At 55.2% G+C, this 13,420-nt stretch carries 16 protein-coding genes; 6 read left to right on the forward strand and 10 right to left on the reverse strand.

Translation table 11 applies throughout. The features are described 5' to 3' along the window. Positions 1-3 precede the first annotated feature (3 nt). From ACG1VR_RS17340 to flgB, 5 genes are read right to left on the reverse strand one after another with little or no spacing between them, the layout of a single operon-like run. Positions 4-735: a flagellar basal body rod protein FlgF gene (locus ACG1VR_RS17340; protein WP_016535297.1), complete on the reverse strand. Its 732-nt coding sequence runs from the start codon at positions 733-735 to the stop codon at positions 4-6. After that, entirely contained in the window at positions 735-1,928 is a 1,194-nt protein-coding gene (gene flgE, locus ACG1VR_RS17345) for a flagellar hook protein FlgE (protein ID WP_016535296.1), read from the reverse strand. Before flgE ends, ACG1VR_RS17340 begins: the two co-directional genes overlap by 1 nt. A 36-nt stretch (positions 1,929-1,964) precedes the next feature. Next, complete coding sequence (gene flgD, locus ACG1VR_RS17350) at positions 1,965-2,639, reverse strand: flagellar hook assembly protein FlgD (protein ID WP_016535295.1); 675 nt, start codon at positions 2,637-2,639, stop codon at positions 1,965-1,967. A 2-nt stretch (positions 2,640-2,641) separates the two neighbouring features. Then, a complete protein-coding gene (gene flgC / locus ACG1VR_RS17355; RefSeq protein ID WP_016535294.1) occupies positions 2,642-3,067 on the reverse strand; it encodes a flagellar basal body rod protein FlgC in 426 nt (141 codons plus the stop codon). A 22-nt stretch (positions 3,068-3,089) separates the two neighbouring features. Further along, complete coding sequence (gene flgB, locus ACG1VR_RS17360) at positions 3,090-3,440, reverse strand: flagellar basal body rod protein FlgB (RefSeq protein ID WP_039897984.1); 351 nt, start codon at positions 3,438-3,440, stop codon at positions 3,090-3,092. A gap of 88 nt (positions 3,441-3,528) precedes the next feature. On the opposite strand from flgB, the gene flgA reads away from it, so the two are divergent. The 6 genes from flgA to ACG1VR_RS17390 all read left to right on the forward strand — a co-directional run bounded on the left by flgA (position 3,529) and on the right by ACG1VR_RS17390 (position 8,005). Then, positions 3,529-4,044: a flagellar basal body P-ring formation chaperone FlgA gene (gene flgA, locus ACG1VR_RS17365; RefSeq protein WP_395489406.1), complete on the forward strand. Its 516-nt coding sequence runs from the start codon at positions 3,529-3,531 to the stop codon at positions 4,042-4,044. Between the two features lie 138 nt (positions 4,045-4,182). Then, a complete protein-coding gene (flgM, locus tag ACG1VR_RS17370; RefSeq protein WP_016535291.1) occupies positions 4,183-4,455 on the forward strand; it encodes a flagellar biosynthesis anti-sigma factor FlgM in 273 nt (90 codons plus the stop codon). A gap of 3 nt (positions 4,456-4,458) precedes the next feature. Next, positions 4,459-4,896: a flagellar protein FlgN gene (gene flgN, locus ACG1VR_RS17375; protein WP_016535290.1), complete on the forward strand. Its 438-nt coding sequence runs from the start codon at positions 4,459-4,461 to the stop codon at positions 4,894-4,896. Between the two features lie 140 nt (positions 4,897-5,036). Continuing rightward, positions 5,037-5,657 carry a class I SAM-dependent methyltransferase gene (locus tag ACG1VR_RS17380; protein ID WP_172568099.1) on the forward strand — a complete coding sequence of 207 codons (621 nt, stop codon included), beginning with the start codon at positions 5,037-5,039 and terminating at the stop codon, positions 5,655-5,657. Beyond that, on the forward strand, positions 5,650-6,789 hold the full coding sequence (locus tag ACG1VR_RS17385; protein ID WP_395489407.1) for a CDP-glycerol glycerophosphotransferase family protein: 1,140 nt from the start codon (positions 5,650-5,652) through the stop codon (positions 6,787-6,789). Before ACG1VR_RS17380 ends, ACG1VR_RS17385 begins: the two co-directional genes overlap by 8 nt. A 4-nt stretch (positions 6,790-6,793) precedes the next feature. Continuing rightward, positions 6,794-8,005: a CDP-glycerol glycerophosphotransferase family protein gene (locus ACG1VR_RS17390; protein ID WP_395489408.1), complete on the forward strand. Its 1,212-nt coding sequence runs from the start codon at positions 6,794-6,796 to the stop codon at positions 8,003-8,005. 43 nt (positions 8,006-8,048) lie between these two features. On the opposite strand, the gene ACG1VR_RS17395 is transcribed toward ACG1VR_RS17390, so the two are convergent. The 5 genes from ACG1VR_RS17395 to fliJ are packed head-to-tail and all read right to left on the reverse strand — an operon-like array spanning position 8,049 to position 13,417. Continuing rightward, positions 8,049-10,160, reverse strand: coding sequence for a glycosyltransferase family 9 protein (locus ACG1VR_RS17395; RefSeq protein ID WP_395489409.1), 2,112 nt, complete (start codon positions 10,158-10,160; stop codon positions 8,049-8,051). Between the two features lie 28 nt (positions 10,161-10,188). Beyond that, entirely contained in the window at positions 10,189-10,581 is a 393-nt protein-coding gene (locus ACG1VR_RS17400; protein ID WP_395489410.1) for an adenylyltransferase/cytidyltransferase family protein, read from the reverse strand. Further along, positions 10,578-11,522 (reverse strand): hypothetical protein, encoded by a 945-nt coding sequence (locus ACG1VR_RS17405; protein WP_395489411.1) that lies wholly within the window; start codon positions 11,520-11,522, stop codon positions 10,578-10,580. Before ACG1VR_RS17405 ends, ACG1VR_RS17400 begins: the two co-directional genes overlap by 4 nt. Positions 11,523-11,556: 34 nt before the next feature. After that, on the reverse strand, positions 11,557-12,969 hold the full coding sequence (locus ACG1VR_RS17410) for a glycosyltransferase family 2 protein (protein WP_395489412.1): 1,413 nt from the start codon (positions 12,967-12,969) through the stop codon (positions 11,557-11,559). Between the two features lie 10 nt (positions 12,970-12,979). Beyond that, positions 12,980-13,417 carry a flagellar export protein FliJ gene (gene fliJ, locus ACG1VR_RS17415; RefSeq protein ID WP_016535282.1) on the reverse strand — a complete coding sequence of 146 codons (438 nt, stop codon included), beginning with the start codon at positions 13,415-13,417 and terminating at the stop codon, positions 12,980-12,982. Between the last annotated feature and the right edge of the window lie 3 nt (positions 13,418-13,420).

Raw genomic sequence — 13,420 nt, forward strand, 5'->3', positions numbered from 1 at the left:
TAATCAACTGCCGCGCAGCAGGCGATTGCCCGCCGTGGCCAGGTCGTCCGCCGCTTTCATCATTTTGATCTGAGCTTCGAACTGTCGGTTCAGCGCAATGCTGGAAACCATCTCGTTAATGGCCGAAACGTTGGCCGTTTCCAGATGACCCGCCGTCACCATGACCTCTTCGTTCCGGGGATTGGTCAGCGCATTGGTTACCAGAAACCCGGAACTGTTTTTCTGCAACTGTCCGGCGGGAATATCCACCAGCTTGAGCCGGTCAATATCCATCGGCACGGCAGGGCCGCCGTCGTCCGGCACGATGCTTATCACGCCATCGTCGGCAATGGAGATTTGTGAAAACGGCGGCAGGATGATGGGACCGTTGTCCCCTTCAACCGGCAGGCCGTTAATCGTCAGATCGCCTTCCGGGCCAACGTCTATTTGCCCGTTGCGGGTATAAACCTCGCGGTTGCCGCTGGCCAGGGCTATCAGGCCGCTGCCGCGCAGGGCAACGTCAAGGTCGCGCCCGGTCTGCTTTGCCGTTCCCGGCGTCATATCGATACCGCCGCTGGTCTGCTGAACCAGGAAACGAGAGTTATAACCCTCGCCCTGGATCTGCTGAGCCTGGGCGCTTTCCAGATCGCTACGAAAGCCCTGGGTATTGACGTTAGCCAGGTTGTTCGCGTGGATCTGCTGCTGAGACAGGCTACGGTTTGCGCCGCTGACCGCGGTGTAAATTAAGTGATCCATTACACGGCCTGGAACAGCGCGTTCATCATGCTGTCGTTGGTGCTGATAACTTTGGTATTGGCCTGATAATTACGCTGAGCGCTCATCAGCCCGACCAGTTCCGAAGTTAAATCAACGTTAGAAGCTTCCAGCGCGCCGGCTTTAATTGAGCCCAGCAGGCCGGTACCCGGCGCACCGGTCAACGGCGTGCCTGATGCTGCGGTCTGCGTCCAGGTCGTGCCATCCTGGGCGGCCAGGCCGTTAGGGTTAGCGAAGTTAGCCAGAATTAACTGCCCCTGAAGCATGCGCTCGCCGTTAGAGAAAGTGGCGTAAACTGAGCCATCTTCATCAATCTGCTGGCCGGTTTTCTCGCCGGATGCGTAGCCGCTGCCTTTATTCTTGCTCACGGAGAAGTCGGAGCCGTACTGCGTGGTGCCGTTATAGCTGAGATCGATGGACAGGCTCTGCGCCCCAGGAATATCCACCGTCAGATTCACGGTACCGTTCGGCGTTTTCAGCACGCCCTGATCGCTAAATTCAAGAGTCTGGGTTGCCGGGTTGCTCATCGGCTGGTCGTCCATGTAGTAATGAACTTCCCAGGTATTTTCGTCGGTTTTCACGAAATATTGGTTAATGGTGTGCTCGCGCCCCAGAGAGTCATAAACCTGCGTGGCGTAGGTGTTGTTGTAAGAGGTGTTATCTTTCGGGTCGAATACGTCGGTTTCCGGCTTCTCCGCGCGCGCGTCAAGGTTGGCGGTAAAGTCGAGGCTGTCGGTAGCCTTAGCCGGGATAGAACCGCTGCTGATAGATAAATTACCCACGCTACCCACCTGCAATACGCCGTTAGCATCTACCGGGTAGCCCTGAAGGTTCATGCCGGAGCCGTTAACCAGGTTGCCGCTGCTGTCGGTGCCGAAGTAGCCCGCACGGGTATAGGCGGTAGTTCCGGCGCTGTCGCGCACGACGAAGAAACCGTTGCCGCCAATCGCCAGATCGAGGCCATTACCGGTGGCGGTTATCGAGCCGCCACGGGTAATGCTCTGCGTCACACCGCTAACGCCAACGCCAAGAGGCTGGCTCTGGGCATACAGCGCGGCAAACTCCGCGCGGCCGGATTTAAAACCAACGGTGCCGGAGTTGGCAATGTTGTTGGAGATAGCATTCAGCTGTTCAGTAATGGCGTTGAGGCCGGAGGTAGCAATACTAAAACTCATGTTATGTCTTCCTTATTAACTCTTTCTGCCCGCCGTTCACGCCTGTGAAGAAGGAGAAGATTTTCCAAATTGGGTGATGTGGTTGTAGGCGATTTCGCCCAGGCCGGAGATATTGAGCAGCGTAGGGCTGCCGTCGAGCGGGATGCGCACGTTATTAACGATGCCGCCAAGCTCAACCGGAACTTTGTCTTCCCCGGTGTCGGTCACAACGCTGACGGTATATTTCCCTTCGGAAAGCCCCAGCTCTTTAGGATCGATGGAGAAATCCACCTGCCCTGCTTCCTGCTTGCCCAGCTCGATTTTGTGCTCGGTTCCGGCGGAGTCTTTGACGATAACCGTCACCACGCCTGCGGCGTGATCCAGCGTCAGGCGACCATCCACGTTGGTGGCACCGTCGGAGGTAAAGCTGTCGCTCTGCACCATCACTTTCTGTCCGACCAGATTGCCGGTGGTCAGCGTTTGCAGGTTATCCATCAGCACGGAACTGTTGGCCATCAACTGCGACATGGTCTCCATCGACTGAACCTGAGTCAGCTGCGCCAGCTGGCTCACGTATTCTGTACCGTCGGTCGGATTGAGCGGGTCCTGGTTTTGGATCTGGGCAACCAGCAGCTGCATAAACAGGCTATTCATACCGGCAGCGCTGCCGTTGTTAGCCACGTTGCTGTCGCTGGCTGCATTAAAAGTACTGGCGTCGTTATTGACGTTCATAATTACACTTCTCCGAGCCGCAGCAGGCTTTGCTGCATGCTTTTAACGCTGTTAAGTACATCGACGTTGGTTTCAAAACTGCGCGAGGCCGACATCATGTCCGCCATCTCTTCCACCACGTTCACATCCGGGTAATAGACATAGCCCCGGTCATCGGCCATCGGGTGGTTTGGCTCGTAGCGCTGCACCGCGTTGCCGGTTTCGACCACATCCATAATTTGCACTCTGGCCCCGGTCAGTGCCCGGTTGCCCATCAGCTCGTCGTTCTGATAAACCGAAGCAAACACCGGGCGACGCGCCTTATAAACGCCCCCCTCGGTCGCCGACGGCGAGTCGGCGTTAGCCATGTTGCTGGCAATGGTGTTCAGGCGTACGGTCTGCGCCGTCATTGCCGAGCCTGAAACACGGTAGATATTGTTGAATGCCATCGTGTGTAGTTACCTGAGTTGGTTATTTCCCTTCGATTGCCTTTTTCAGGCCAACAAATTTCATATTCAAAAATGCCAGGCTTGACTGGTAGTCCTGGACGTTTTTCGAAAACTCAGCCTGCTCAACGTCGAGAGCAACGGTGTTGCCGTCGGAAGAGGGCTGATAAGGCACGCGATATTTTTCCTGCGGCGAAGAGTCGAGAGAAAAACTCCACGCTGAACGTTGCATCTCCGCGGCAAAATCAATATCTTTAGCCTGGAAGTTTGGAGTGTCGACGTTAGCCAGGTTGGCGGATAGCAACTCTGCTCGGGAAAGTCGAAGTGCTACTGCCTGCGGATGAACACCCAATGCTTTGTCAAAAGAAATACTCACAACCCACATCCTCGTGATGAAATAACAACGGCAAAAAATCGCTAATACATCCTTTGTATAGCAATTACCGTGCCAGAGTTATAACATCATGAATCTAAACAGTTTTACCAAACAAGACAGCCGCAAAGGGAAACAAGATTTCCCCCTTACCTTCCGCCTGATGGCGCTGACGGGCGCGCTGCTGCTCTCAACCCCCCTATACGCGGCAGAACAAGAAGCCGTGGTCGCCAAAGTTGCGCTTGAGCGCGGGCATGTGTTGACCCGAGCCGACCTGCAAATGCAAACCGTTCGAGCCTCCGGCTCCCGCTCCGCTTACCTCACTAAGCCCGCTGAAGCCGTCGGTATGACGCTAAAACGCCGCCTGCGTGCGGGCCAGCCAATCTCCCTCGCGCATCTGGACTCCCCGGTGCTGGTGGAGCGCGGCCAGCGCGTGCTGATGGTTGCCCACCAGGACGGGATTGAAGCCCAGACGCTCGGCGAAGCGATGAAAAAGGGGCGCAAAGGCGAAACCATTAAGGTGAAAAATGAAAGCAGCCAGCGCGTAGTCAGTGCCGTAGTGGCCGACGCGGGCGTTGTGCGTATGCTCAACACGGCGGGGCGATAATTTTTTACTTCGCGATTAAAGTTTTGCTCTCTGCGGGTCGCTTTAACCCGGTAAGGAAATGGGAAAGATGTTTTCCTCCCCGTGGATTCACCTTGCAGCCCAATAAAAACAGACCCATAGAGCAACCGGAGAACAGCGATGAAAGTTAACCCAACTCAGTACAGCCTGGCCGTAGCCACCCTAAATACCGGTGCGACCAGCCAGACTCAGCCGCAGGCTGACGAAGGCAATAGCGTTGAAAAAACCCGCCCGGTCGATCCGGTGCTGGGGGAAGCGCAAAACCAAATAGGCGCCATGCCGGAAGTTGATATGGCGCGCGTAGAAGCGATGAAAGAAGCCATCGGCGCGGGCAAAATCAGCATCAATCTGGATGAACTGACCGACGCGATGCAGAAATATTATCAGAGGTAGTTTATGAGTAACCCGGCCCAGGGCGTGAAGCAGCTAATTGAAGATATGATTGCCGATCGTAAGCATTACACCGAGCTGAATGCCCTGCTGGAGCAGCAACGCCAGCTTATTGTCGGCCGCCAGGCCGCCGAACTGGATGAACTTAATAGCAGACTCATTCAGACCTATCAGAGCCTCGCAGCCAGCAGCCAGCAGCGGTACTCCACACTCGCTGCTCTTGGCGTTCCCGCTGGCCCTCAGGGAATTAAAGCCCTGTTCTCGCGCCTGCCAGAATCACACAAAAGCCGTGTTTTCGCCCTGTGGGAAGATTTAGAAACCCAGGCCACGCAGTGCAAGGCAACAAACGAAGGCAACGGATTACTGCTCGGCATGCAGCAGGAGATCCTCGAAAACCTGGTCAACAGCGGCGAGCCGGAAAACTGGCTTTATCAGCAGGTTTAATTCCGTTTCCTTCATCAGAGATAACAACCATGAAGTCCGTTCAGGCTGCGGCGCATCAGGCAAGCTGTAAAGTATGTCGGCACGCTGCTCCCCTACACGGCGTTTGCGATTTTAATAAAAATTGCGAGGAACGCCGGGGAATGCATTTGCCATTAAGCGGCATCCCCATCTGGTACAACCGCTGCGAACGCTGCGGCTTGTTGTTTACTACCGCTTTCGATGACTGGCAGGTTTCAGACTACCAGCAGGCTATTTATAACCAGGCCTACGAGAGGGTCGATCCGGATTATGTCTCACGGCGCGCCGAGCAGAATGCCGACATGATTGCCAGCATGCTGCCCGGAGAACGCGAAGTACGGCTAATGGATTACGGCGGCGGTAACGGCACGCTGAGCCGGCTATTGCAAGCTCGCGGGCTCGACGCCCACAGCTGGGATCCGATGAATAGCGAGCCATTTCCTCAGGACGAAACCTTCTCCGTAGTCACCGCATTTGAGGTCTTTGAGCACACTCCCGACCCGCATAAAACGCTGCACGAAGCGCTGGCGTTGCTTGAGCCGGAAGGCGTGCTGCTTTTTTCAACCTTGCTGATGGAGCAGGCCGATCGGCGGCTAATGGATCACTGGTACATCGCCCCACGCAATGGCCATATTACTCTGCATACCCGCCGGTCTCTGGCTCACCTGTTTGCCGAACACGGCTATCAGGTCAACCACCTCAGTAACAGCTTACACCTGGCTAAACGTCACCATCATGAATGAAATTGCCCCTACGCCTGCCCCGGCACCGATTGGTTTTTATATGGAAACCGCTTTTCACTACCAGGTCTATCGCTCAATTATCACCGAGCTTCTGGACCGCGGTTTTTCTTGCCGGTTAGTGATAAGCGACGGCATGCCCCCCGCTCTGCTGAAAGATATGCAGGAGTTATTGGGCAAAATCGATGAGCCACGCCTTGGCGCCTGTCTGCTGTCGAAATCCCTTGCGGTTGGCACCCCTTTCAGCTGCCTGGTCAGCCCTTATTATGCGCCGGGAACGGATCGCCTCGCTCCGGTTCATATCCGCACACTTTATGGTCTGGCAAAAGAGCAGTGGAACCACGCCTGGTGGAATGTGTTTTATTCCAAAATTCTCTGCTACAGCCACTACAGCCAGCAGGCGCTCAATATCAACGGCAACGCGGTAGCCGTCGGCAATCCTCGTTTTGACGCCTGGCACAACCAGCCGGACTCCCTTGAGGGCATTGAAGAGCTGAATCTGGATCCGCAAAAACCGACGCTGCTCTACGCCCCAACCTTTGGCTCATTGAGTTCAATTCCCCACTGGGCAAAGCAGCTCGAGCGCCTGGGCCACGACTTCAACATCATTACTAAATTGCACCATGGCACGCTGTGCCGCCCGGAAGAAGCCACCTCGTTGGCGCTCGCCCGCCGCCATTTACGCAAGCGGGTTAACGGCCATCATCTGGCCTTCCCTGCATTGCGCGTGGCCGATTATGTTCTGACCGATAATAGCGGCTTTATCTTCGATGCCATTCACGCCGGTAAACGCACTATTTTACTGAGTTGGGACAATATGGAAGCCCTGCTGGAAGGCCAGCAAACCTTCTCAAGCCAGTGGAGCCCCGATCAGAAAATCCGCTCCCTGCTGCCGGTTGCGAAAAACATTGAACAGCTGCGCGAGACGCTGGCCGCCGAGGAAAAATGGCGCGCGCTGGAGAGTGAGCTGGAACTTATTCGCTATCAATATTGCGATGCATGGCAGGACGGCAAGGCCGGTAAACGCGCGGCAAATGTGATAATTGAGGCCATAACCGCACCGGAACCGCCGGAACAAAATGCTCTGCTGCATAGCCTGCGCCAGAGGCTATTTGCCGGGAATGCGAGAGGATAAAACCATGAGTAACGAAATCATCCAGCGGCTGGCCAGCCTGTCCCAAAAGAATCGTAAAAAAAGACGGGTGCTGTTTTTCGGCCGCGAGGAGTTTAGCGACAATACTAAATACCTTTTCCTGCACGCTCTGGCGCAGGAAAAAGATTTCGAGGTTATCTGGTGCAGCACGCAGCCGGAGCTAATTAACAAGCTGCGTCAGCACGACCTTCCCTGCCATTTAATCAACAATGAAACCTCGCTGGAGTGCATTAATTTGTTTCTCAGCGCAGCGGTGGCGGTTTTCTCGGTCAACCCTTCTCAAAGCCTGAATGGCGACGAAGCGCTGTTCGCCAGCCTTCAGGGCGCCAGGCACATTCAGCTCTGGCATGGCGTTTCGGTAAAACATTTATTGCTCAAGCTGATGCCCCATATGGATGTGCTTTCCTATGACTTCCGTCGCCCGCTGGACTTCGCCTCCCGCGCGAACTGTGTGCTGAGCACCTCATCAAAGCTGGATGATTTCTTTAATGAATCTTTTGCCGCTCGCCGCATAATCCGCGCGGGCTACCCACGCAATGAAGTGCTGGTCCGTGAACCAAACAAACATGAAATGATCGGCAGCGAACTGCCGGAAGCGCTGCTACAGGCGCTGAAAAATAAAAGAAGGAAAAAGATCCTTTTTGCCCCCACCTGGCAGCGTGGGCACTCGGATCTCATCACTTCTTCGCCAGATTTTCTGATGAAGCTCATTCAGGCGGGCGATCGCCTCAACGCCGATATCTTTATAAAAAGCCACCCGATCTATGTTGAAGCAGGCGCTTCACGAGCCCTTTCACGGCAGGCTTTCTACATAAATCCTTGCACCGATCTGTATCCGTGGATGAGCCATTTTGATCTGCTGGTGACCGACTATTCGTCGATCATGTTTGATTTTCTGCTGACCGGAAACCCGGTAATGAAGTTGAAAATCGAACTGAATGATCACCGGAGCTTTGAGCCGGACTATTCGCTGATCCCGCCGTTAGATTTTGCCTATGATTTTACCGAAGAGACTTTTGCCTCTGCGATGCGTCAGGCATTGCTTAACGACACCATGCGCCTGGAGCGCCAGGCCATGTGCGATGAACTGTTCGAAACCGATGCGGATAAGGCCTGCGCCTCGCTGTTTAATTTACTCAGTCATGAAGTGGATGCATGCGTGGCGGGCGGACAACGTTTTACCGTAGAGCAATATTGAGAGTCCGCGGCTCCTTTCGTTTAAGGCGAAGGAGCCGCGCCTGTTAGCGATTCAACACAAAGCGTTCACCCGTAAGAAAACGAGTGATAGCCAGCCAGAACTCAGGGGCTGAGTACGCTTTCAGGCAGCTGTATTGCTGATTGTTGGGGCACCACTTCGCAAATGCGGCGCTATCAAGCTTAAAGCTATCTCCACGCGGCATCTGGCGGATAAACTCAGCATTCTGGATAAGGCCTCCGCACTGGCCAAAATGGCAGCCCACATCTACGCCCAGAGCATTCCAGCCCGGCTCACCGTTTCTGACAGGCAAGCGCCAGGCCGAAGGGATAAGAGAGTAAAGGGCGCAAATTGCAATTGATGTCATTCCGGCCAGCGCCACCGGCCCCGAGTCGCACGCCACCAGCAGCTGGCAGCGCCGCATCAGAGCGATGGTTTCCAGCACGGAAAATTGATTTATCGCGTCAATCACGCCCGGCAGCTCGAAGGCCATCATTTTTTTGTCGCGATGTTTATTGGTGTCGCTGCCAATCAACACCACCTTCCAGCCGCTGCTCAGAAATTCGTGAGCCAGACGGTGCCACTGTTCCAGGCCCCAGGTACGGTTCGGTGCGCCAATGTTCGGGTGCAGCAGTACGACTTTCTCTTCCTTTAATCGATGGCGCTCAATAAACGCGTCAGCCTTTGACTGCGCGGCAGCGGGAACGGCAACAGACGGTTGTTTTTGCCACTCGCTAAAGCTGCCGGGGAAGTCCTGCAAAAAAGCATCCGTCATATGCTGCGGAGCGAGGAAATGCCCCCAGGATGAGAGCGTATGCAGCTTGCCGCGTTTTCGGGCTGCAAGAATTTCAACATTCTGTTCCGCCGTCAGGGCATGGATATCCCAAAAATCATCGACCGCCGGGGAGGCATTGATCAGGTCTGCATAAAGCCCGTTGGCGGCAAAAACAAACCTCTCCGTCATATTTTCCCGCAGCGCAGTAAGACAGCCCAGGGCATAAACCACATCGCCCATCGAGGCCGTGGAATAGAAGATGCGTTGGGGTGGGCGTGAGTCGGCAAAAGCGGCAATCTCACCAAGAAAAACTACCTTTTCCCGCGCCAGCATGCCGCACTTAACGGCAACTCTCGCCGCCGCGCATTCTCCCAACTCTTCCTCGTGGGAAGCCGCCAGAACCACTTCTCTGGCCTCAAGTTTTAGCAATACCGGGCTTAGCACTCCGGCCGCGATTTTTGGTGCTAATCCCAACAGTTTCAAAGCAGCTAACGGGAAGTTATCAGGTAAAAAAAGCACATTACGGCCGAGCACCGAGGTTATTTTCTGATGCTCAGAAACGTTTTTACCCCAATAAATTACTGGAGCATCCTGCGGCCTTGTTAGCCCGGCAAGCTGCGCAAGCCAACGTTTGCCATGTACTTCCCTGGTAGAGTTAAAAAGCGGTTCCCCGCCAACCACAGTGAGACAGTCAGGATGCTGCATAAGCTCTTGTAGCGTGGAATATAATCCGGCTGGCAGAGCAAAGATTCGCAGATATAAAACACTCTGCTTCTCGTCGAGCGGAGCCAGTTCACAACAGCTCAGCCCGCAGCGTTCCAGAGGAGAAAAATTATCAAGTGCATAGCCGCTGGGGTAATAAGTCACCTGAACGGCATCCGGCCAGGCGTAATTCAGCAGCAGGCTCCAGCCGTCGCGGGTAACAAGCGCTTTTTCACCCTTCAGAGTAGCTCGCAGCGCTGAACCATAGCTTTTCAAAGCAGCTGCAAGCTCGCCTGAGGGCAAGGTTGCCATCTCGCTGCGTCCTGCCAGATCCGCGTAATCATCATCATAAATATTGAGGTGAACAACCGGAAGATGTGCGTTAAGCGTCTCAAGTAAAGGGAGTAATTCCCGACAGCTCCCTAACCCGCAGTGGATTTCCAGCAAACTGAGGTTACGCTCCGCCAGAAATGCGGCAAGCTTATCCATCATCGCCTGACAGCTATCGCCGCTGTACGGGTACACCGCAACGTTGTAAGCCTGCAAAACAGCGCTGTCTACCTGGCTATCCCTCACTAAAAAAACGGTAAAGTCGGCGGGATTAGCCAGGCCATGAACAAAATTGATTAGCTGATGCGAAAACGCTGCCTCACCGCCATCAAGAAATAGTTTAACTTTCACCGTCTCTCCCCGGACGCAAGCCAGCAGATTATAGAGATTTAACCACTTCAATTATCGACGTGGTAGAAATCGACGGTGTGCGCGGAAAGTAGACCACCCGGCACAAGGCGCTGTAGCTATCGAAGCGCCCCTGCCAGTCATCGCCCATGACCAAAATACCGGCATGATATTGCTGAATGTATTGCGCTTTCAGCTCCAGCGACTCTTCAAGAAATACGCCATCCACGCACTTCAGCCCGGCGATAATTTGCATTCTGTCCTGCTCGCTGTAGACGGGTTTACGCCCCTTCTTTTGTTCGTTGAGTGCATCCGAGGAGATCCCCACCATCAACCGCTCCCCCAGCGCTCTGGCCCGGGTAAGAATGTTCAGATGGCCAGCGTGAAACACGTCAAAAGTGCCGAAGGTGATAACCGTTGTCATAGCAAAGACAGCCCGCACAGCAGGCTGTAATCCGCACTGTTTTGCTCATCAACCTGCGCCGGGTTGGCTTTACGCCAGCTAAACCAGGCGCTGAACAGCGTGACCACATCCTGCTCCGTCAGGCTTTGATTATTGCCAAGCCAGATGGCGCTCAGCATCTTAATCTGGAAGAAGTCTTCCGCCAGAGCGAGGAAAGCCGCGCCGTAGTTTTCGCAGCCCACGCCCGGGAATACGTCATGGTAGAGTCGATAAATCAGCATATTGCGTAGAATATGCGGCTGCTCGCTGAACAAGGTATTCCCCTGCGTAGCGGACCGCAGCTCGGCCAGACGCTCGCTAAGGCGGCTGGCGGGCATAATGCCCAGCTCGCTCAGCTTCAGCATCACGCTCATTTTTTCCGCCATCGGCAGGTTGAGGCTGAGGCGCATCGCCCCCATCGCCTTCAGGGTAGCGAGGACGTTTTCTTCAATCGGCGGCAGCAGTTGAAGCTGCTGCTCCAGAACGCCGTGCTCCGCCAGCTGGGCCAGCTGCTCGCCCATTGAGGCCAGCAGAGCCGGGTCATCACTTCCCTCTTCGACATATTGCCGCGCTTTGCTTAGCAGCACGCCGATGGCGTACAGACTGCCTTCCAGAGATAACAAAGGATGAATGGCCAGGTTGATGCACTGCTGGTTTAGCGCCTCATCCCACGGCGAAAGCGCGGTCTCGCCCCGCACCCCATTCCGGGAAATATGCAGCACAAATGCCTGCGGGTTGAGCAGCAGCTCGCGGGCCACGCTTTCACAGCCCGGCTCCAGGCTGTCGCGCTGCTGCGTGTTGAGGTAAACGTTGGCCTGCGGCCAGCCCTCCGCGCCGTTAGCGCAGGCCGGGCATGAACAGGCGTCGTTCAGGGCGTCAAAGCGGGTAACAAATTCGGGTTGATAACGTTCGATGATATCCATTTCTCTCTCCGGGGCGGCCTCGGCCATCCCTTACTTAATTGTGTTTACGGAAGAACCAGTGGGTGCAGTCAACCGGCTTACCGCTTTGGCGGTCGCGCGTTTGCTGAATAAAGGCAAAGCTCGGGTAAAAACCGAGCCAGCAGTTATCCTGGAATAACGGCTGCCAGGCTTGGTCACGCGTTTGCGAAGCATTGATTGCCTCGCGGTAGGCCGCCAGCAGCGCCGGGTAAAAATTGGCATTAACGGCATAGGCACAGCCGCACTCGGCGGCGCGAACCCGCACCACGCCCTGCAGCGAGTTCATCAGCCGCAGTTCGCTGTATTTTCCGCCCAGCATCAGCGCCTGCCAGTCGAGATGCGGCAGCTTGCTTAGCAGGGCGTTAACCTGCTGAACGGAGTTTTCTTTTTTCACAAAGTTGACCGTCGCATCCAGCAGCAGCACGTTGCCCCAGCCTTCCTGCTGTGCCCGCTCGAGTATTGCGCAGTGGGTTTGCAGTTCGGCGAGGTCGGCGTCCTCGTGCTGATGAAGCGCCACCGGAAACAGCTGGCTGGCGGAAAAACCAAAGTCCATCAAATCACGGCACTGCTGCTCCAGAGCCTGCTCCTGCTGCGGGTCGTAAATAACCGCCACCTTCTCGAATACCAACCACAGCACCGACTGGTGAAGCGGCGCGCGGCTTAAACGCCGGTAATGCGCCAGCAGGTTTTGGTCTTTAACCAGGTCCTCAAGGCGTAGCTCCACCGGGATGCTGCTGCCCATAATGAAGTCTTTGTCGTAGGTATTGCTGCTGTGGGAGATGCAGACGATGGCCTTCTGCGGGTCAATTTGCAGCACCGGCGTGGTGAAGTTATTGAGGAACGCCTGCTCTTCGCCAAGCGTTGCATCGTCCTGGTAGCGGTGTCTTTTCAGCAGATTTCGGTGCAGGCCGAAGCTTCCGTTCAGCACATGCTGTTGCCCAAACGGATGCGTGAGATACATTTTGTCGAGGTGGCTGTACCAGACATAGATCTGATCGCAGCCGGAAAACAGCGCATTGTGGCCCAGCATTTCGCCAACCTGATGCGAGATTTTTTCCGGCGGGTAATAGTCGTCATCGTCAAAGCTGATGATGTATTCGCCGTTGGCCAGCTGATTAAGCATGTTGCGCTTTTTGCCCAGCGCCAGCCGCTCGGGGCTGTGAATGTAGCGAACATTTTGCTGAGCAGCGTCAACCATCATGTCAATCAAGTCCTGATTACTCTGCTCCGAGTCATCGAGGATTATCAGCTCGCGCTTGTCCGCCGGATAGTCCTGGTACTGATAGATATAAAGCAGGTACGGCAGAAATTCGCGGCGGTTCCACGTCGGGCAGACTACGCTGACAAACGGCGTTTTTGATACGGCGGCCGCACGCTGGCGCTTTAGCAAATTATCCAGCAGCGTGGCGCGGTTAGCGGTTGGTTTCATAGATTAACTCTTAGCGGTGTGCCAGCCGCTGCCGCAGCCAGCATTGTGCGGAAACCGCATCGGTGGTTTTACGTTCGCGCCGCTCGGACTCCGCCCGGCGTTCGCTACGCTTTGCTTCCAGCACCACTTCCAGGCTTTTTTCGCGCCGGGCTTCATTGAGCAGTGCGCCCTGTAGCTGCCTCGCTTCCAGGTCGGCCAGCGCCTGTTCCTGTTTTTGCCAGTCGATAACGCGCTGGATGGTGCGCTTGTAGCCGGAGTGATTAGTCATCTGCAAAGCGGATGTTCCCTCAGCCTGGGTCAGGCCAGCCGCAAGCGAGGTCAATGCGGTGATATTTTTTTCATAGCGCTGGCACAGCTGCTGCTGGGCATTCAGCTTCGCGCCGGTCTCTTTCACCGCGCGGTTGCGCAGTATATGCAGCTGTTCAAGGGTGGTTATCAGTTTGCTCATCGC

It is taken from the genome of Cedecea davisae (genome assembly GCF_044095835.1).
GTDB classification, from domain to species: Bacteria; Pseudomonadota; Gammaproteobacteria; order Enterobacterales; family Enterobacteriaceae; genus Cedecea; species Cedecea davisae.